The organism is Candidatus Omnitrophota bacterium, assembly GCA_021735655.1.
Classification (GTDB): domain Bacteria; phylum Omnitrophota; class Gorgyraeia; order Duberdicusellales; family 4484-171; genus JAHKAJ01.
The window spans coordinates 131508-150208 of record JAIPGM010000003.1 but is presented as its reverse complement, the minus strand read 5'-3'; the positions used below and the strand labels follow the sequence as shown (position 1 = coordinate 150208).

At 36.9% G+C, this 18701-nt stretch carries 22 protein-coding genes and 1 tRNA gene; 1 reads left to right on the top strand and 22 read right to left on the bottom strand.

All coding sequences use genetic code 11. The features are described from left to right. Positions 1-10: 10 nt before the first annotated feature. From K9L86_03450 to tilS, 8 genes are all read right to left on the bottom strand, one after another. Positions 11-859: an NAD(P)H-hydrate dehydratase gene (locus tag K9L86_03450; protein MCF7907918.1), complete on the bottom strand. Its 849-nt coding sequence runs from the start codon at positions 857-859 to the stop codon at positions 11-13. Then, on the bottom strand, positions 813-1175 hold the full coding sequence (locus K9L86_03445; GenBank protein ID MCF7907917.1) for a holo-ACP synthase: 363 nt from the start codon (positions 1173-1175) through the stop codon (positions 813-815). Before K9L86_03445 ends, K9L86_03450 begins: the two co-directional genes overlap by 47 nt. After that, positions 1172-1897 (bottom strand): pyridoxine 5'-phosphate synthase, encoded by a 726-nt coding sequence (locus K9L86_03440; GenBank protein ID MCF7907916.1) that lies wholly within the window; start codon positions 1895-1897, stop codon positions 1172-1174. Before K9L86_03440 ends, K9L86_03445 begins: the two co-directional genes overlap by 4 nt. Then, positions 1894-2031 carry a hypothetical protein gene (locus tag K9L86_03435; protein ID MCF7907915.1) on the bottom strand — a complete coding sequence of 46 codons (138 nt, stop codon included), beginning with the start codon at positions 2029-2031 and terminating at the stop codon, positions 1894-1896. Before K9L86_03435 ends, K9L86_03440 begins: the two co-directional genes overlap by 4 nt. 41 nt (positions 2032-2072) lie before the next feature. Further along, entirely contained in the window at positions 2073-2834 is a 762-nt protein-coding gene (cdaA, locus tag K9L86_03430; GenBank protein MCF7907914.1) for a diadenylate cyclase CdaA, read from the bottom strand. Then, complete coding sequence (folP, locus tag K9L86_03425; protein ID MCF7907913.1) at positions 2834-4030, bottom strand: dihydropteroate synthase; 1197 nt, start codon at positions 4028-4030, stop codon at positions 2834-2836. Before folP ends, cdaA begins: the two co-directional genes overlap by 1 nt. After that, positions 3987-5822 carry an ATP-dependent zinc metalloprotease FtsH gene (gene ftsH, locus K9L86_03420; GenBank protein MCF7907912.1) on the bottom strand — a complete coding sequence of 612 codons (1836 nt, stop codon included), beginning with the start codon at positions 5820-5822 and terminating at the stop codon, positions 3987-3989. The genes folP and ftsH overlap by 44 nt, the downstream gene beginning before the upstream one ends. Positions 5823-5918: 96 nt before the next feature. Next, positions 5919-6905, bottom strand: a complete 987-nt coding sequence (gene tilS, locus K9L86_03415) for a tRNA lysidine(34) synthetase TilS (protein MCF7907911.1) — start codon at positions 6903-6905, stop codon at positions 5919-5921. Positions 6906-6961: 56 nt separating this feature from the next. Here tilS and K9L86_03410 point away from each other — a divergent pair, with 56 nt between their 5' ends. Further along, positions 6962-8233, top strand: coding sequence for a radical SAM protein (locus K9L86_03410; GenBank protein MCF7907910.1), 1272 nt, complete (start codon positions 6962-6964; stop codon positions 8231-8233). On the opposite strand, the gene K9L86_03405 is transcribed toward K9L86_03410, so the two are convergent. The 14 genes from K9L86_03405 to K9L86_03340 all read right to left on the bottom strand — a co-directional run bounded on the left by K9L86_03405 (position 8230) and on the right by K9L86_03340 (position 18678). After that, positions 8230-8562 (bottom strand): hypothetical protein, encoded by a 333-nt coding sequence (locus K9L86_03405; GenBank protein MCF7907909.1) that lies wholly within the window; start codon positions 8560-8562, stop codon positions 8230-8232. The two genes, K9L86_03410 and K9L86_03405, sit on opposite strands and share 4 nt — an antisense overlap. Positions 8563-8580: 18 nt before the next feature. After that, on the bottom strand, positions 8581-9288 hold the full coding sequence (locus K9L86_03400; GenBank protein MCF7907908.1) for an MBL fold metallo-hydrolase: 708 nt from the start codon (positions 9286-9288) through the stop codon (positions 8581-8583). Between the two features lies 1 nt (position 9289). Further along, positions 9290-9946 (bottom strand): YggS family pyridoxal phosphate-dependent enzyme, encoded by a 657-nt coding sequence (locus K9L86_03395; protein ID MCF7907907.1) that lies wholly within the window; start codon positions 9944-9946, stop codon positions 9290-9292. Between the two features lie 4 nt (positions 9947-9950). Continuing rightward, positions 9951-10709, bottom strand: a complete 759-nt coding sequence (locus K9L86_03390) for a radical SAM protein (protein MCF7907906.1) — start codon at positions 10707-10709, stop codon at positions 9951-9953. 14 nt (positions 10710-10723) lie between these two features. Then, positions 10724-11743 carry a hypothetical protein gene (locus K9L86_03385; GenBank protein MCF7907905.1) on the bottom strand — a complete coding sequence of 340 codons (1020 nt, stop codon included), beginning with the start codon at positions 11741-11743 and terminating at the stop codon, positions 10724-10726. Next, complete coding sequence (locus K9L86_03380) at positions 11727-13184, bottom strand: hypothetical protein (GenBank protein MCF7907904.1); 1458 nt, start codon at positions 13182-13184, stop codon at positions 11727-11729. Before K9L86_03380 ends, K9L86_03385 begins: the two co-directional genes overlap by 17 nt. A gap of 31 nt (positions 13185-13215) precedes the next feature. Then, positions 13216-13288, bottom strand: a tRNA-Phe gene (locus tag K9L86_03375). A gap of 147 nt (positions 13289-13435) precedes the next feature. Continuing rightward, on the bottom strand, positions 13436-15595 hold the full coding sequence (locus K9L86_03370; GenBank protein ID MCF7907903.1) for a PAS domain S-box protein: 2160 nt from the start codon (positions 15593-15595) through the stop codon (positions 13436-13438). Between the two features lie 7 nt (positions 15596-15602). Continuing rightward, positions 15603-16580 (bottom strand): ABC transporter substrate-binding protein, encoded by a 978-nt coding sequence (locus K9L86_03365; GenBank protein MCF7907902.1) that lies wholly within the window; start codon positions 16578-16580, stop codon positions 15603-15605. 12 nt (positions 16581-16592) lie between these two features. Next, the gene (locus tag K9L86_03360; protein ID MCF7907901.1) at positions 16593-17156 is read right to left on the bottom strand and encodes a hypothetical protein; all 564 of its coding nucleotides are present in this window, start codon (positions 17154-17156) and stop codon (positions 16593-16595) included. 19 nt (positions 17157-17175) lie between these two features. Next, positions 17176-17373 carry a hypothetical protein gene (locus K9L86_03355; protein MCF7907900.1) on the bottom strand — a complete coding sequence of 66 codons (198 nt, stop codon included), beginning with the start codon at positions 17371-17373 and terminating at the stop codon, positions 17176-17178. Positions 17374-17395: 22 nt separating this feature from the next. Then, positions 17396-17611, bottom strand: coding sequence for a DUF2007 domain-containing protein (locus tag K9L86_03350; protein MCF7907899.1), 216 nt, complete (start codon positions 17609-17611; stop codon positions 17396-17398). Next, on the bottom strand, positions 17589-17969 hold the full coding sequence (locus tag K9L86_03345) for a hypothetical protein (protein ID MCF7907898.1): 381 nt from the start codon (positions 17967-17969) through the stop codon (positions 17589-17591). Before K9L86_03345 ends, K9L86_03350 begins: the two co-directional genes overlap by 23 nt. Positions 17970-17982: 13 nt before the next feature. Continuing rightward, positions 17983-18678, bottom strand: a complete 696-nt coding sequence (locus K9L86_03340; protein MCF7907897.1) for a glycosyltransferase family 2 protein — start codon at positions 18676-18678, stop codon at positions 17983-17985. Positions 18679-18701: the final 23 nt, after the last annotated feature.

Genomic DNA, 18701 nt, shown 5'->3' with positions numbered 1-18701 from the left:
ATCTATTCAATTACAAAGAACTTTTAATAGCTTGAGGCAAATAGTCGATTAAATCAGAAGCAATTAGACAGCTTTCGGTCTTATCTTTAACGGCCAAGTCACCGCTTAAACCATGCAAATACACTCCCAGCTTTGCTGCCTCAAAAGGTTTTAATCCTTGAGCAACTAAGCCAGCAATTATCCCGCTTAAAACATCACCTGACCCAGCTGTCGCCATTCCGGCATTTCCGCTGTCATTTTCAAAAAACTCTTTATTGCGAACTACTAAGCTACGATTACCCTTAAGAACAAGGGTTAGATTATACCTAAGAGCAAAGTTCCCTGCAAGCTCTTTTCTATTTTTTTTGATTTCTTCAATATCAACCTTAACCAGCCTCGAGAATTCCTGATAATGAGGAGTAATAATTAACTGCTTAGTCTTTCTTTTATCTAAAACACTTAAATCAGAAGCTAAGGCACTTATTGCATCAGCATCAATAACTATCGGTTTATCGACATCTCTAATTATTCTTAAAATTAGTTTTCTGGTTGGGTTAGCTAGGCTGGCTCCCGGACCGATGACTAAGACATCAACCTTATCTAAAACTTTTTCAATTTGGGAAAAAGCGCTTTCAGTGAGTGAACCTCCCTTATCGGCAAGCGGTAAGCTCATCTCCTCAGTTAGCTTAATTTCAAAAATATTATTTAATGACTTAGGTACGCCTACCCTAACTAAGCCAGCGCCAATTTTCAAAGCTGCTCTGGCTGATAGGCAGACTGCTCCAGTCAGGCCTAAAGAGGCCCCAATAATCAAAACGCATCCGTAATCCCCCTTATGTGTCTCGGGATTCCTTTTGAGCAACTGCACAGGCAACCGCATAGTCTTCAATGTGGGTTATCGAAAGAAAAATATCAACACCAATATCTTTTTTAAATTTACAATATGGTGCTCCGTTTTCTCTATTTAAAACAATAATATCAGTTAAGGCCAAGGGGTGTTCCTTGGAAATAGCTTTTATTACCGCCTCTTTGGCTGCAAAACGAGCCGCCAGACGCTGATAGTACATCTTACCTTGGGGAATATTCTCAAGTTCCTCATCGTTAAAAACTCGATTCCGAAAAGCATCTCCCCACTTCTCGAATGCTGATTTAATCTTCTCTATCTTTATCATATCTATACCAACGCCAACTATCATAGTTTACTCTTTCCTTTAATTAAAAAAATCATTTCGCTGACTGCTACCGGAAAGCCTACTAACACTGCTCGAGAAACTATTGAATGGCCAATATTAAGCTCATCAATTGCTTTTAGCTTAACAATCGATTTAGTGTTTTCATAATCGAGGCCATGACCGGCGGCAACTGTTAATTTCTTAACTCTAGCAAATTTTACTGCTTCCTTTATCTTGGTTAACTGAACCCTAAAAGCACTCTGAGTTTTGCTTTCTGAATATTTACCAGTATTAATCTCGATTAAATCAACCCCTAGCTCTTTAGCTCTAGTTATCTGCCTTTTTATCGGATCAATAAATAAACTTATTCTTATTCCGGCGTTTTTCAATCTAGCTATCGCCTTTACAATCTTGGATGTATTTTTTAAAAGGTCCAGCCCGCCTTCAGTAGTTAGCTCCAATCTTCGCTCAGGAACTAAAGTCGCCTGGGCAGGAAGAAGCGTTAGCGCAAAATCAACGATGCCTTTATTTACCGACATCTCTAAATTAAGCGGCACCTTTACTGCCTGTTTAATCAAGATCGCATCACGTTCAGTTATATGCCGCCGATCCTCTCTGACATGAACAACTATAGAATCGCAACCAGCATATTCAGCGCAAAGTGCTGCCACCACTGGATCAGGGTATTTCGTGCCCCTCGCTTTTCGCAAGGTAGCAACGTGGTCAACATTGACACCTAATTTCAAGCTGGTTGCCCCCCGCCAGTAATAGTTGCCGCTACGTATAGCCAAACAAAAACAGCAAGAATCAAAGCTAACAACTTAAGCCAAAAATTATGGGTAATTGCTTTTTTAATATTGATCTTTTTTAAAATCTCCATAAACCACCTCTCTAGTTTTATTATTCATTTTAATCTTAAGTCTAGCGAGATTTTGTAAATTGCCCTTTCAAAATTGTTAGTAAGTCATTAGGTGCAAGATTTCTTGATAGCTGTCCATTAATTGCTAAAGAAATTGAACCATTTTCTTCAGAGACAACTACTACCACTGCATCAGAATGCTCAGAAAGACCTACTGCTGCCCGATGACGCATTCCCAATGTTTTCTCCAGGCTCGAATTCTCGCTAAGAGGAAAAAGGCAGGAAGATGCTACTACTTTTGTTCCCTCGACAATAACTCCACCGTCATGCAAAGGGGCAAAAGGATAAAAAATATTTTGAAGTAATTCGGAAGTAAGGTCAGCATTTAAAATTACACCGCTTTCAACAAACTTTTTAAGGGCAATTTCTCTTTTAATAGCAATTAAAGCGCCTACTTTTTTCCGTGAAAGAGTACCAGAAGTGGCAACAATTTCGCGCAAGGTATTTTCGATCTCCTCTCTCTTTGGTTCTATGTAAAAAATATGACGTTTGCCTAAATGGATAAGACCCTCCCGCAGCTCAGGCTGGAAAATAATAACTACTAAAATAATAAAAAAGGCAAAGAAATAAGCCAACAATCTAGTTAACACCGGAAAACTCAAAAAATGAAAAGCTATCAGGGCAATTACTAAAAATATTATACCTCGCAAAAGGTAAAAGGCTTTCGTGCCTTTCAGGAAAATAAAAATCCGGTAGATAACAAACCAGAGAATTATTATCTCAACAATATTTTTCCAATTGAAAGGTCTGAAAATAAAATCCATTAGTTATTGGTTATTTTTGAAGCTACTTTTAAAGCTTGTACCGTCTCAGCAACGTCATGAGTACGTAAAATGTTTGCTCCTTGGCCCACGCTAAGGATGGTCGCTGAAAGAGTACCAACTAAACGTTCACCAGGTTCACTTTTAAGTATTTTACCAATAAAAGACTTCCGCGACAAACCCAAAAACAAAGGCAAACCAAAAACCTTAAATTTATAAAGCTGATTGATAAGCTTAAGGTTATCGTTTAAATCTTTACCAAAACCTATCCCCGGATCAATCATTATCCGTTCTTTATCTATACCAATTCGCTGACAAAACTGTAATCTCTCCTTAAAAAAATCTAACTCCTCACTAATAACATCTTTATAATGAGGATTTTTCTGCATATCTCGAGGTTTACCTTTCATATGCATAAGAACACAACCCAGCTTATAGTTCTTAATCACTGAACTTTTTCGCAAATCCCCGTTTAAAGCAGTAATATCATTGATTAAATCAACACCTTCAGCTGCGGCCGCTTTAACCACTAAATATTTATAGCTATCTAGAGAAATTAAAACTTTCCTGAAACGCTTCCTTATCGCCTTAAGGGTTGGAATTACTCTAGCTAATTCTTCTTTTTCGGTTATTGGCTTTGAAAATGGCCGTGTTGACTCGCCACCGATATCAATCATCTTAGCTCCGGCTTTAAGCATCTTTTCCACTCTTTCTAGTATATATTTCTGATCTTTGTTAAGCAGCCCGTCTTGAAAAAATGAATCCGGAGTCATATTAATAATTCCACAAACCAATGGCTTATTTATTTTGAGCTGCTTATTGTTGGCCCTAAAAATATAAGTTTCTTTATGAATATTATCTAAATAAAATGACAAAGTTTGCGATATCTCTTTTAAATTAAACGGCTGGTTTTTAAGTTTTTTACAGAGATTTTTTAACTGACTGAAACTGCCAAAGATCAAAGCTCCAGTCCTTATATCTTTTACCAAAGCATCTCTCTCTATGGCGGCATCTGAACCCTGAGAAAGAAGATGCTGCTTAAGAATATTAGCCTCCCAAGACTTAATCCCTTCAATTTTAAAAACCGAATAGACGCTCTTCGGAGACAGGATTCTTACTCCTTGGCGACTCACACCTAAAGAACTCATCAGCTCTCTAGCTTTTTGTTCGTTTTTTATTACTACTGGGGTTATCCTCATCTTTAAAACCGATTAGGCGTTTGACTTCCTTGGCATCTAATACTTCTTTTTCGAGCAAGGCTTCAGCTAATATTTTTAGCTTGGCTTTATTATCAGTAATAAGTTGTTTGGCTCTTGTATAGCACTCACCAACAATCCGCTTAACTTCCTCATCAATTATTTTAGCAGTATCTTCGCTGTAGTCTTTTTCTCTAATTAAGTCGCGACCTAAAAATATTGGCCCTTGGTTTGAACCAAGAGCATAGCTACCTAATCGTTCACTCATTCCGTAGTCGCAAATCATCTTGCGAGCAATTTGAGTTACTTTAGTCAAATCGTCACTCGCTCCAGTCGTAATGTCATCTAGATTTACCTCTTCGGACACCCTCCCGCCAAGCATCACGGTTATTGTACCAAGAAGCTCTTTTTTAGATCTATGCCAACGATCCTCACGCGGCGGAGTAAAAGTATAACCGCCAGCCATGCCTCGAGGTATTATCGAAACCTTGGACAAAGAATCAACTTCCGGAATTAATAAAGACAGTATCGTATGGCCAGCTTCATGGTAAGCAGTTAGTTCTTTTTCCCGCTTAGAAATTATTCGGCTCTTTTTCTCCGGACCCATTATTACCCGCTCAATTGATTCTTCAAGCTCTGACTGCTCTACCGATTCCTTACCATGTCTAGCTGCCAATAAAGCAGCCTCATTGCAAAGATTCTCTAAATCAGCTCCCGAAAATCCAGGCGTTTTTTGAGCAATTGTTTTTAAGTCAATTTTTTTGGCTAGACGAATTTTACGAGTATGAACCTTTAGAATTCCCTCTCTTCCCTGAATATCGGGAGCATAAATAACAACATGACGATCAAAGCGCCCAGGACGAAGCAAAGCCGGGTCTAAAACATCCGGTCGATTGGTTGCAGCCATAACAATAACTCCGATCTCAGTCTGAAAACCATCCATTTCAGTCAATAGCTGATTTAGAGTTTGCTCTCGCTCGTCATGGCCTCCGCCGACTCCGGAAAAACGCTGGCGACCGACAGCATCTATTTCATCAATAAAAATAATGCATCCCTTACTCTCGCTTTTAGCGGCTTTTTTAGCCTGCTCAAAAAGATCCCGCACTCGGGAAGCTCCTACTCCGACAAACATCTCGACAAAATCTGAACCACTAATGCTATAAAAAGGAACCTTGGCTTCCCCAGCAACAGCCTTAGCCAATAGAGTCTTTCCACAACCAGGAGGTCCGACTAACAACACTCCCTTAGGGAATCTTCCGCCTAAGCGCTGAAATTTTTTAGGATCTTTTAAAAAATCAATCACCTCTTCGAGTTCTTCTTTGGCTTCGTCGATTCCGGCAACATCATTAAAAGTAACCCGGGTTGTTTTTTCCTTATCCATAAGCTTGGCCCGGGACTTGCCAAAACTCCAAACCCGAGAACCCATTTGGTTACCCTTATAAGACATGTACCAAAAAAATCCAATCAAAATAATTATCGGTCCTAAAGAAAATAGAATATTAGAAAGAAATGTACGCGGTGGCTCTACTTCGAATTTATCAACATTCTTTCTCAACAAAGCAAGCAAGTCTTCATCATCCGCAGGTATATGTAAATAAAATCGATCGCCTCCTGCACTTTCAGTAAAATTGCCCTGAATCAAATTATCAATCATCTTGACCGACTTTATCTCCGGCTTCTCCAAATTATGTTCTAATTTATAGTAAAATTCACTGTAGGCAAGCTTCTTTACGGTGCCGTTAAGCTCTGAGTTAAAAAGGCTGGTCAACCACAAAACACCCAAAAATATAGCCATAATAAAAAATCCTGAACGCAGGAAATTATTATTGGGAGACTTGGTCTTTTTGGGGATTTTTTTCTGATTCATCGCTAATTATTATACTGTATCGGCTTATAAAATCAAGGATTGAATGAGTAGAGAATTTTGCTCTTTTTTCACCATCAAAAATGGTAGATTAACAATACTGCCCAGAGGCCGCTTGGCAACTAAATCATCAACCTCAACTAAATGCTTGGCTTCTAACCTTCGAGTGTGTCCTTGTAAATCTTCAATCGCAATTCTAATTACATTAGCAAAAATTGCCTTAGGTAATTCCTTGAGGCCAGTAAGCCTTAAAGAAATGCTACCCTTGCCTTCTTTCATCTTAAGGGCTAAAAAAGCCTGGTGCGAAAAGCTATACAAAAAAGAGTAGTCGAGAGAAATAGTTCTGGCCGCATTATAAATATTGTTAACTATATTCGGATTAAGCTCCTTGAGCAAAGGCATAAGCTTTGAACGTATACGGTTGCGAAAAAACTTATCTTCAAAATTGCTCTGATCAAGACAATAGTCGATTTTGTTTTGTTTAAGCCATTTCAAAATATCACTCTTCGTTAATTCAATCAGCGGTCTAATAACCGTAAGGCTTCTGAATTTTGATTTTGGCAAGAAACCCTGCAAACCTTTTAAACCTGAGCCACGAATCAGACGCATCAAAACTGTTTCCACTAAATCATCTTTATGGTGAGCCAAGGCAATTTTTTTAAATTTAGTCTGTCGGGAAAGTTTTAAGAAAAAATCAAATCTTAAGTTTCTGGCCGTCTGTTCTAAGGAATCCCCTTTAAAAAAATCATTAACCGGCTTACTTTCTGAGATAAGTTCAACACCCAAACGCTTGCAAGCTCGCCTTACGAAATCCTCCTCGCTATCGGCCTCTTTACGCAGCTGGTGGTTAAAATGCAGGCAGATCAACTTTAGGGAGTATTCTTTCTGCAATTTTAAAAAAAGCTGAAGCAAGCAGAGTGAATCTGGTCCGCCAGAAACTCCCAAAAGCACCTTATCCCTTTTTTTCAAAAGAGAGTATTTTTTTACCGTATTTCTAAAGTCTTCTTCAAACATTCTTGGCTCCTATTCTTAAGATTTCCCTATTATAGCATATTTGTTATAATGGACTCGTGAATATTTTAGCAATAAATCCCTGGATAATTGACTGTGCTGCCTACGATTTCTGGCTCAAACCCTATGGATTTTTAGTTATTCTGACCTACCTAAAAAACAAAGGGTTATCAATAGACTATATCGATTGCCTAGATAAAAAAATATCCCAAGCTGATTTTGGCCGCGGTAAGTACTATTGTGAAATCATTCCTACCCCTGGAGCAGCTAAATCTATTCCCCGTTATTTTAAACGCTACGGAATGCCTAAAGATGAATTCGAAAAACGCTTAGTTGGCAAAAATCCAGACTACATTCTTATTACCTCATCAATGACTTATTGGTATCCAGCAATTATCGAATTAAATTTAATATTAAGGAAAAAATTTCCCAAAATTCCGATAATTTTAGGAGGCACCTACGCAACCCTCTGTGATAGCCATGCTAAAGAAAATAACTGTGGCGACTTTATTTTTAAAAACTCTGAAATTGACAAATTCTTTAAACTAATAAATTGTCCGTTTAACTTAGAAGAACTCTATTCGACTCTTCCTGATTATGAAAATTTCTATAGCTCTTTAGACTATCTGGTCTTGAGAACCTCATGGGGATGTCCATTTAGCTGTAGCTTTTGCGCTATAAAAAAACTTTCATCGGGATTCCTTAGGATAAACTCTGATAAAATAGTTAATTTTATCGTAAAATATGCCCGACGCGGTCTAAGCCATTTTGTTCTCTACGACGATGCCTTCCTTTATGAACCAGAATATGCAAAAATATTATTGAACAACATAGTAAAAAGAAAATTAAAAATTAACTTTCACACCCCGAATGCTCTTCATCTGCGCTTTCTAGACCCTGAGATATCAAAGCTTCTTAAACAATCCGGTTTTATCAACCCTCATTTTGGCTTAGAAACCCTAAACCCAAAATTACAAAAGGCCTGGGGAGATAAAGCAACCAGAGATGATTTAGTTAAAGGAATAGAATCACTCAAAAATGGCGGTTTCAAAAATGGTGAGTTTAGTATATATCTACTTTTGGGTTACCCCAATCAAGACCTTGATGAATTAAAATCTGATGTTGAATTTATAAACCGACTAGGGGCAAGAGTATCTCTGGCTGAATTTTCACCAGTCCCGGAGACTGAAATATTTAAACATTATCAAAATAATGTCGATGAGCCAATCTTACACAACAACTCTCTATTTAGCTTCTTTCAAAAAGAAAAAATAAAAGATTTTTGGAAAATAAAAAACTACGTAAGAGATCTAAACAAAAAATTGAATTAAAATTCTTCCCACTCCCTGAGCCGATCCTGAGAAAAAAATAGTTTAAGGCTCCTTTTATCATAAGTCCAATATTCATAACCTTCAAGAGTTGTACTTACTTGATCCGGGAGACCAAGCATAGCTATTACTTCATCTTTGTTATCACCGATAACAATACCATCTCCATCCTTAACTACATAATAATCTTTTTTCTCAAGACCAGCACCGAACCGATTCTTAACATCTAATCCGGCAGCCCCCTCGCGAGTCCCGGTATAATCTCGCATCTGAACACATCCAGAAATTAAAACCGCTACAGTTAAAACTACAAAAATAACCCTAAAGCTCATTTAAACACCTCCCTTTGGCTATAGTTCAATTTCTTGACCAATTTTCAAATCAAAAAAATGTTCCTGATATACCTTTTGAAAAACCTTAACTGCATTAAATCCCGTACAATGCCCAGGAATAATATTCTCTACCCCAGCTCCTTTAACCTCATCTACAATGTAGTTGATCGACCGTTCGTCCTCATCCATAAGATGAAGCCCGCCAACTAAAGAATAAAACCTTTTTTCAGGAAAAATCTCTTTAGCCCTATTAATTAAAGCTAAAACCCCCGGATGAGAACAACCAGAAACAAGAGAGATACCCTTTTCGCCACTCAAAACCAAAGCCTGTTCTTTTATCTTACTACCTTTATAGTTGACTGACAAGCATCCGCTGGTATATACATTGTTAGCTATCTGAAGCGGGGCCTCGACCAATTTTAAATTATATCCAAAAAGTTCTTTTCCGAACTCATCTATAAAATCAGAGCAGGCAAAAACTTCTATTTTTTTATTAAGCTCAAGCAAACTCGTAAGTCCAGCACGATGATCCCAATGATTATGAGAAATAACTACCTTTTCAATACCGACGATATCTACAGCTAAGGCCTTTAAATTAGTAATTAAATACTCTGCCTTCTCAGCAGTATCAAATAAAATCTTATCATCAATCAAATAAGCAACCCCCCAACCACCAACACAATTACTATTTACTGATTCTTTATCAAAAATTATCTTTAACTTCATTTTAACCTTTTCGTTTTCCGAAAATTGCCGTTCCAATCCTTACAATATTAGCTCCTTCTTCAATGGCTATTCGCCAAGAAGAACTCATCCCCATTGAAAGATATTTCATTTCTATTTTACCTTGATAATTAGCTTTAATTTTATCAAATAATTCTTTGGTTTTTCTAAAATATGGCCTTATTGCCTCAGGATCTTCTAACCAAGGTCCCATAGTCATCAAACCCGACAGCTTAAGGTTAGAAAAAGCTAAAAGCTGATTCAAAAAAGTTTCTACTTGGTCAGGCAAAACCCCTCGTTTCTGAGGCTCAGAGGCTGAATTCACTTCAACTAAAACTGGCATTACCTTATTTATTTTTTTACACTCTTTATCCAAAATAACGGCTAAATCCAATGAATCTAAAGTTTCAATAAGGTCAAAAATCTTAACTGCCGCCTTTGCTTTATTGCTCTGGAGATGACCAATTAAATGCCACCTTGCTTTCTTGCCAATAAGCTCAAATTTAGCTTCGGCTTCTTTTATATAATTTTCGCCAATTATTTTAACTCCGCCTTCAATGGCTTCGTTTATTTCATCGCTGCTTCGCTCTTTAGTTGCCGCCACCAATTCCACCCCTTGAGGCAACTGGCTTAAAATAGTTTTAATATTTTCTCTAATCATTTGTTTATCTTGAAGTTGAAGCGGTAAACTCTTTTCTTCCATCGTAAACGTCTGAGACAACCTCAGCATCAAAACCGATAATTTTCCTTATCTGCACTAGTTTCTTAGCACTCGGTAAGTTTACCTTGACCGCTGCTGGTCTCACCGGTAAATTAAGTTGGACTCTGCTCGGAGATATCTTTTCAATTATCTTTTTTAATTTCTTTATTTCCGATAAGTTATCATTTATACCCTTAACTAACATAACCTCAAGCCAAATTTGCCCCTTAAACTCCTGAGACAGCTTGACTATACCTTGCGATAACTTATTTAAATCTGCCCCCTTATAAGGCTTATTAATTTTATGAAATACTTTTGCGCTTGCTGCATCTAAAGAAGGAATGATTACATCTGCTGCCCTAAGTTCTTTCCTTACATCTTTTCGATAAAGCAAAGATGAATTAGTAATAACACACACCGAATATTTATTGTTAGTGGTTGTCTTTATTACTTTAATAATTTTATTTAAATCCTTATGTAAAGTTGGTTCGCCACTTCCGGAAATAGTTATAAAATCTATCCGTAGTTTCTTTTTAATTATGGTTTTTAGTTCTTGCTTTAATTTAGCTAATTCAACACAAGAAATTCGTCGGGTAACTTTTTTTGTATTCCTGCCTAATTGACAATAAATACAATCAAAAGAACAAGTCTTTCTGGGAAATAAATCTACCCCCAGAGAAAAACCTAACCTGCGAGAAAAGACTGGTCCATAAAAATAAGTCATTTTAATTGAAGATTCTAGTGCTTAAATTGTTTTAAGGCTTTTTTAAGACTGTTTATATGGGCGCGGTTAGCAAGAAGAATGAAATCTTTAGTGTCAATTAAAAAAGTGTCCTCCATTCCGATAACTAATATTTTTTTTCCTAAATCATTAAGAAAAACTAAATTATTGCGACTATCTTTCATGAAGGATTTACCTCTGGAAACATTGCCCTTACCATCCTTAGAAAAAACTTCATAAATCGATAACCAAGAACCAAAATCTTTCCAACTAAAATTACCCTTTACCAAAGCACCCTTTTTAGTCTTCTCCATTATTGCCTTATCAAAAGGTTTATTTTCCAATCCTCGATAAAGAGATTTTATTTTCTTTTTCGCAAACAGCCTAATAAAATGATTGTAATCTGGATAGTATTTCTTATATTCATCAATCAGGGTAGCTAAAGAAGCCACAAATATGCCACTGTTATAAAAACAACCCCCCTTAGCGATAAGTTTTTTTGCCCGGCTAGGGCTTGGCTTTTCAATAAAGCGTCTTATTGGGTAGCTTCCTTTTTGTTTTGATTTCACTTGAATATAACCAAAATTTGGCGTAGGTTCATTAGGCTTAATTCCCAAAGTACAAACTGAACCGGCTTGGGCTGCCGCCAAAGCAAGATTCAGTGCTTTGTAGAATTCTTTTTCCTTTTCAATTAAATGATCAACCGGAGCAATGATAATACTTTTTCTAGCCTGATTTTTTAAATGTAAAATTGATAATAGCACCGCGGCAGCAGTATTTTTACTTTGTGGTTCAAAAATTATATTAGCTTTTCTGACTATTTTTAACTTCTCAAGTTCCTTCTTCTCAGAAATATTAGCTACCAAAAAAATATTTTCTTTAGGGGTGATTTTTAAAAATCGCTTTACGGTAAGCTCTAAAGGGGAAAAACCAAAAACATCCAAAAAATTCTTACTTTTATATTGCGAAAGCGGCCAAAGCCTAAGAGACCTTCCTCCGCACAAAATTAAAACTAATGGTTTATTGTTGCTGCTCATTAAGTTTTTTTATTCTTTTTGAAAAATATCCTCCACTATACCCATCAATGATAGCAGTTAACTCTTCTAAACGCAACTTCTTTGAAAATAGCTCTTCTTTAGTTAAAGAGCTAATTGCGATTTCATTCTTTAGACGTAGACGCTCATAGTAAACCCGGTTTATTTCATCAATTATATCCAAGCGCAACTGAGTATTAAGGCGACTACGGGTATCAATGTCATCCTCATAACTATTCCAAACAAAATCAGCGAGATTCCAGCTTAAGGATACTCCCCAATCCCGTGGACCAATATAATATTTATCAGAGCCACTGTCATAAGTAACTGTTTTATCATAATCTAAATTAAGATCCGGTAATAACGCTCTAAACTTTAATCTCTTCCTCCATTTAGCTATCTTATCCGGATGAACCTCATTATATTGCAAAACCTTTTGCTGAACTTCATAAATTGAAGGCTCCTTAGCTGCCAGCTCCCTAAAATTATTATTGGCAGTTGGAGTAAAATAGGTTTCCTGAAATAAACCCTTAGAAGTAGACAGGTAAATTATTCCTTGCTGAGTAAAGGTAACCCACCAAATATAAGATGAATGAAGACCTTCAAAAATCTGTTTTGATGATTTTCTTTTAAAATTAACCTTAAAAAAACCACGGGTCGAGCCTAGATAAAGAACATCATTTTGAAGCTTAGTCTGAGCAATACAATTAATAAATAGACTGCCAAGACCACCAATATAAACCTTACTCCAATTCTTTCCGGAATTTAAGGAACTGTACAGTCCTCTGCTTGTTCCCAACCAAAGACGATTTTTATCAAATATATCTACCTTAATAATCCGGGGAACAAACTCCTCAGCATCTTCCTCTTCCTGCCTTCTCACAACAAACAATCGCTTAAACCGATCATCACCGCTTAAGCTGTAAACACCTCTATCAGTAGCCAAATATACTTGTTCATTGGCCGGCTCGATATAATAAACTGTTGCTTCAATTGAATTCTTTGGTTTATGCCAGATTAAAGCATCTTCGAAGGAAAAATAGAGCCCTTTGTTGGTCCCAACGTATATCTTCTCTTTATGGCGGGCAGCACTATAAATAAACTCCTCATCAGGAGCAGAAAATAATACTTCTAGTTTTTCTTCCCAACGATAAAGGTGCCGGCTAGTTACAATATAAACTATGTTAGCAAAATAAGGGTCAAAAAAAAGATGTTGAACCTCTTCATCCTTGAAAACCGATACTTTTTCGAAACTTTTTCCTGAATCTTGACTTTGATATAAAGAATTCTTAGAAGTAGTATAGACAGAAGTCGAATCAAATGGAGAGATTACTAAGCGTTTTATTTGGGTATCTTCTAAATTCTCAACTGGCTTAAAAAGGGCAAATGAACTGTTGGCAGGAAAAATTAAAAGAAAAGCGATGAAAAAAAATAGAGTTTTCACACTTCTTAAAAAGGTACTTCGTTTAAAAAAGTGGCGAGGGAGGGAATTGAACCCCCCACGCAGGGATTTTCAGTCCCTCGCTCTACCGACTGAGCTACCTCGCCTAGGTTTAAAACAGATAAAAATACCAAATAACAATTAGAAAATTATAGCAGTAGAGGGTATTTTAGGCAAGGGATTTTCTTCTATTGAAAAATTATTTGGTTTATTAAAGTATTAGAAAATAACTTAAGTGGATTTTTAATCCCTTTTTAGGTTACTATTGGTAAAATAAAACTAAAAAGAGACCCTTTTCCTAGCTCAGACTTAACCCAAATCTTTCCCTTATGTTGCTCGATTATTTCTTTACAGATCGCAAGACCCAAGCCTGTGCCTTCTATTTTTCTACCCTTTACTCTTTCTAATTGCTCAAATGACTCAAAAATCTTAGAAAGGTCTTGAGCTCTAAGCCCAACCCCGGTGTCCTCCACCATTACACAAACATGGTTGGCCTCTCTTCGAGTAGTAATTGTAACCTGGCCACTATCGGTGAATTTAATAGCATTGCTAATCAAATTAGTTAACACCTGAATGATTCGGTCTTTATCAAAAGAACTCTTAGGAAGATTCTTTTCAAGCTCAAGGCCAAGTTGTAATTTTTTTTGTTTTGCTAATGAATGCATTATCTTATAGACCTCTTTAATTGTCTGGTTTATATCATTTTCCTCTACCTTAAACTGCATTTTGCCAGATTCTAATTTCTGGAAATTTAAAACATCGTTAATTAAACGGCCTAAACGATCAACATTTTTTTTAACAATACCAAGGAAATCACTTTGCTCAGCATTAATTTTTCCGGTTAACCCGTCTCCAACAATATTTATACCAGTCTTAATCGCCGCTAAAGGGGTTCTTAGCTCGTGTGAAACCATTGAAGTTAATTTTGACTTCATCTCGGCCACTTCTTTAATTTTTTCTTCAGCCAATTTGCGTTCGGTAATATCCCAAGCAGTACAAATAATACAGTTTATACTCCCATCTTCATTTTTCATCAACGAAACGCTAAAAAGAACCGGCACTTCTTTGCCAGCCTTAGTGCGATAATATACTTCCTGATTCATCAAGCTACCCTTTTTTATCTGCAGCTTTAGTGCTGATTTTGCAAAGCTAGCATCTCTAAACGAAATGATCTTTTCAATTGGCTTATTTATGAGCTCCTCCTCCCTATATCCTAAAAGTTCAGATGCTGCCCGGTTAACCCGGTCTATTTTTAATCTGGGAGTAACCACAATCAAGGAATCACTCATACTTTCAATAATACTATCTACATAAGCTTTGGAAACGGTCGTCTTCTCCAAACTCTCAGCCATCTCATTGAAAGATCGCCCTAACCAACCTATCTCATCTTTTGAATTTATATCGATCTTATAGTTTAAATTACCCTTCCTAATTTCCTCTGTTCCTTTTACCAATCTGATAATCGGATTGGTGATTGTTCTTGAGAGAAAAAAACTCAAAATAACTGTCAAGATAAGAACAACAACATTAACTACAACCATAATATCTCTTAACTCTTTGACTGGCTTTAATGCCTCTTCCTCACTAATCTCAGCCACTAAACAAGTATCTGTTTCGGAAAACCACTTATATGCACCGATAGTAGAAACACCTCTGTAATTATTATAAGTTTTGCGCCCAGAGTTTCCTTTTAGACAGTCTTTAACGGCATCATTATAAACCGCCCCCTTTAAAGCCAAGCCGCCCTCAAATCTTGATTCGGTAACCATGTAATTAAATTTACTAACTAAATAAGTTTCGCCAGTTTCTCCCAAACCAGAACGCTCAAGCATAGTATTACTAATTTTATCCAAATTAATCCGAGCCGCCAACACACCAATAACCTTTTCCTTATAATCCTTAATCGGGACAGCAATAACCGTAGTCAACTGCCTCAATCTTATACTGTAGTAAAAATTCTGAACAAATATGTTTTTTTTGCCTTCAATAAAATAAGGCATCGAGATTTTATCTGTCCCCTGATTGGCCTTATCGGTCGAGAGATAAACATCTCCTCGACTATTTAAGATAAACAGCTCTTTAAAATCCTGATCACCGACCAATCTTTCTCTTAATAGCTCATGGCACTCCTGACAATTATCTCCCAAGTTAGATTGGCTACTTTTATTCTCAACTGATTTTAAAAAATTATCGACAAGGACTCTCTCCCGAGCTATACCTTCTAAGCGGCTGGTTGCATCCTTAATAAAAACCTTAAGCTGATTCCCCTTTAATACGGTAACGCTTTCAAGCTGAGCTTCCGTCCTTTGGGCCAAAGAGCTTTCTCCCTGAATAACAAAAACAAATCCGTTTATCAAGGTAATTAAAACGGCCACAACCACAAACAAAATAATTAATTTAGCACGTATCTTCATTTCTAATCTATTTTAGCTTTAATTCTTCAATTACTATTTCTTGAGCATCAAATTTGTTCTTTATAAAACCGTATTTGAATGAGGCATCAATCATTACCTGTAAGTCCTCTTTAAGTATATGCTCTGTAAAAAGAGGCAGACGAATTTTTCCCGATAACTCCTTTGGCAACCGAGTGTTATAGGCAACAATCTCGGCTGTCTCTTCAGGATTATCCACGATAAACTTAGTTGCTTTGTTAATTGCCCTGATGAAGGCTTGAATTTCCCTGGGGTGTTCTTTTAGTCTTGATTCGGTAACAAACCAACTGGCAACCATTAACCGTCTGGAGATAGCATTAAGCGGGTACCTGTCTAAAACCTTGGTAACGCCGTGTAAAAGACTTAAAGTTGCAAAAGGCTCGTTGACAATAGCAACGTCAATTTGCTGCGTCTCAAAGGCTGATTCCATTTGTGGGAAAGGAACCGGAACTACATTAACCTTGTCAATGTCTACCTTGTTCTTATCGAACCAGGCCCTGATTGCTAATTCATTTATATTGGCCATCGTATTTATAGCTACTGTCTTACCGTTAAAATCTTCAGGATCTAAAGAATCATACCCTTTATACATTAGTAGATGTTGCGAGTCGGTACCTATACTCGAATCCCGGAAAGATCCCGGAGTTAGAAATTTAAACTTAATCCCTTTATCGTAGGCAAAGATTATCGAAGGCACATTCGAAAAACCAATATCCAGCTCTCCAGACTCTACTGCCGGGGCGATATCTGCACCACCAGCCATAATAACAGTTTCTATCTCTAAGTTTTCTTGCTTAAAAAATCCCTTCTCTTCAGCTACAAGAAACTGCAAACAATCGACTATCGTCATCCTTCCTGCCTTAATCTTCATAACTGGCTGTGGCCGAAAGGAACAAGTAGCTGAAGTCAGCAGAACCCCTAAAGCGATAATTCCCAAAATTAACTTAACCATTTTTGTATTTTTCATTGTTTTTTAAATTTAATAATTATTATGAATCAAATAAAAAACTCGCTTATTAGGAGTATATCTAAGGCTTCCGGTTGAAGAATTTCCATCATCAATTATTTCATCCATCGCCGGAACTATCTTTTCTACATCTCCATTAAAATCTAATTCTGATATACCGATATTAGTCCCTCGATAAGGATTAGTTCCAATAACTGGATCGTATACGTTGTTGTTGTCATTATCATATAAGTAAGGCGCAAGCCATGGCGAACGACACTTACCTTTATAGTAAGGGCCATTCCAACTGCTTCTGCTTAGAACATCCTTAGTGATATCTGTATCTTTCATCAATGGCCCGACTTCACTATGTGAATAAACCCCTTTATCTTTATAATCATTTTCAGTAGGAAAATACCCGCAATCAGAGTAAAAAGAATACCAAGCTGTCTTTAAAGCTTTGACCTCAACCGCCATTTTAGAAATCTTAGCCTTCTCAACAACACTAAAAGCATTAAAAAAAGCTGCTGCCGCTAAAATTCCAACAACAACCAGTAATACTACCAGTTCAAATAATCTTGCTCTGTTTCTATCCAAATTGGCCCCCCTAATTATATTACTTCTTAAGCCAAAAAGAGTAAAAAGGCTTAGCTAAGAATATAATTGCCAACACTAATAAAATTGAATAATTAATCTTTAATAAATCAGGAATAAACTTAACCATTGCGATGCTTATGAAAAAAGTTGATAACTGCAACAATTTAACATCCATCAAAGTTAATTTTTCCGCTCTTTTATTTAACTTTTTAAACATGGTTTACTCCCCTCCCTAAAGGTCAATCTAAATTTTCCAAGATTTCTTTGGCTCTTTTTAAATCGCCCCGCCTAACTAGTAGCCTTATCCCTCCGGATAATGTATTCAAGCCCGGAAGCTGACCGCCAACATCATCTATTGAGATTACTGACTCTACTCCCCTATCTAGAAGGAACCCCCTGACAACTTCTGCCTCATGGCGGCTTAAAAATATCTCAATCGGAACTAAATCCTGCATCCTCTACTTCTGCCTTAATTTCGATTTCGCTACATACCCTAATAAAAGGTTCAGATATGTCATTATCAATTATGTAATAATAGTCATTTTTTGGTGCGACTTGCGGCCATTCACCAACACCGCTAACCGTTTCGCCCTCTTGGATCCAAACAACGCCGGTTACCTTCCCCAATTCAAGGCCACGTAAAGGTATTGGATGAGAATCATTATTGCAAGCATCCTTGCCAACAGCCACGCAATAAGGGTTAGCTGAGCCTTTACATAGACTTTGCCAACGCGGCTGATCTTGCCCAAAAACAAAAAACTGACTCATAAGAATAATTACTGCAAAAACTAATATAAATTTACCCTTAGTCACGTTACCCCCTTTCTTAATTCTGCCGGCATAATGCGTATTTAATAATTGTAACTATTGTTTTAACTCCATCGCGCCAACCGATCTTTTTCCCTTGTTCATAAGTTCTTCCGTTATAAGAAATACCAACCTCATAAATTCTGCATTTTAACTCAGCCACTTTAGCGGTAACTTCCACTTCGAAACCGAATCCATCTTCTTCAAGCTTAACCTTATCAAGGATACTCTTTCGAAAAACCTTATAGCCAGTCTCCACATCGGTAAGGTTTAAATTAGTAAATATATTGGAAAAAAGAGTAAGAGCTTTATTACCAACCATATGCCAAAAATACAAAACTCGATGCCCACTCGACCCGACAAAACGTGAGCCATAAACTACATCAGCTTTTCCTTCGATAATCGGCTTAATTAATTTTGGATATTCCTCAGGATCATATTCTAAGTCAGCATCTTGGACTATAACAATGTCTCCACTAGCCTTAGCAAACCCTTTGCGCAAAGCTGATCCTTTGCCCAAATTCTTATCGCTATAAACTACCTTAGCTACCTGTTTATGAAGCTCATTCTTGATCAACTCTCTGGTTCCGTCAGTCGAGCAATCATCTACTAAAATTATCTCTTTATTGACAACTGGGGCTTTATTCACCCGATCAATGATTTCTCGTATAAAGTTTTTCTCATTAAAACAAGGGATAATGATTGATAAACGTATACTCTTTTGATTTTGCATAAATT

What these genes read in the sequence shown, in the direction of transcription:
- K9L86_03350 (MCF7907899.1), bottom strand. Translation starts at nt 17,611, where the DNA reads ATGCAGGATTTAGTTCCGATTGAGATATTTTTAAGCCGCCATGAGGCA.
- folP (MCF7907913.1), bottom strand. Translation starts at nt 4,030, where the DNA reads ATGAGGATAACCCCAGTAGTAATAAAAAACGAACAAAAAGCTAGAGAG.
- K9L86_03405 (MCF7907909.1), bottom strand. Translation starts at nt 8,562, where the DNA reads ATGAGCTTTAGGGTTATTTTTGTAGTTTTAACTGTAGCGGTTTTAATT.
- cdaA (MCF7907914.1), bottom strand. Translation starts at nt 2,834, where the DNA reads ATGGATTTTATTTTCAGACCTTTCAATTGGAAAAATATTGTTGAGATA.
- K9L86_03365 (MCF7907902.1), bottom strand. Translation starts at nt 16,580, where the DNA reads ATGAAAAATACAAAAATGGTTAAGTTAATTTTGGGAATTATCGCTTTA.
- K9L86_03400 (MCF7907908.1), bottom strand. Translation starts at nt 9,288, where the DNA reads ATGAAGTTAAAGATAATTTTTGATAAAGAATCAGTAAATAGTAATTGT.
- K9L86_03395 (MCF7907907.1), bottom strand. Translation starts at nt 9,946, where the DNA reads ATGATTAGAGAAAATATTAAAACTATTTTAAGCCAGTTGCCTCAAGGG.
- K9L86_03390 (MCF7907906.1), bottom strand. Translation starts at nt 10,709, where the DNA reads ATGACTTATTTTTATGGACCAGTCTTTTCTCGCAGGTTAGGTTTTTCT.
- tilS (MCF7907911.1), bottom strand. Translation starts at nt 6,905, where the DNA reads ATGTTTGAAGAAGACTTTAGAAATACGGTAAAAAAATACTCTCTTTTG.
- K9L86_03370 (MCF7907903.1), bottom strand. Translation starts at nt 15,595, where the DNA reads ATGAAGATACGTGCTAAATTAATTATTTTGTTTGTGGTTGTGGCCGTT.
- K9L86_03445 (MCF7907917.1), bottom strand. Translation starts at nt 1,175, where the DNA reads ATGATAGTTGGCGTTGGTATAGATATGATAAAGATAGAGAAGATTAAA.
- K9L86_03450 (MCF7907918.1), bottom strand. Translation starts at nt 859, where the DNA reads ATGCGGTTGCCTGTGCAGTTGCTCAAAAGGAATCCCGAGACACATAAG.
- K9L86_03355 (MCF7907900.1), bottom strand. Translation starts at nt 17,373, where the DNA reads ATGTTTAAAAAGTTAAATAAAAGAGCGGAAAAATTAACTTTGATGGAT.
- K9L86_03435 (MCF7907915.1), bottom strand. Translation starts at nt 2,031, where the DNA reads ATGGAGATTTTAAAAAAGATCAATATTAAAAAAGCAATTACCCATAAT.
- ftsH (MCF7907912.1), bottom strand. Translation starts at nt 5,822, where the DNA reads ATGGCTATATTTTTGGGTGTTTTGTGGTTGACCAGCCTTTTTAACTCA.
- K9L86_03385 (MCF7907905.1), bottom strand. Translation starts at nt 11,743, where the DNA reads ATGAGCAGCAACAATAAACCATTAGTTTTAATTTTGTGCGGAGGAAGG.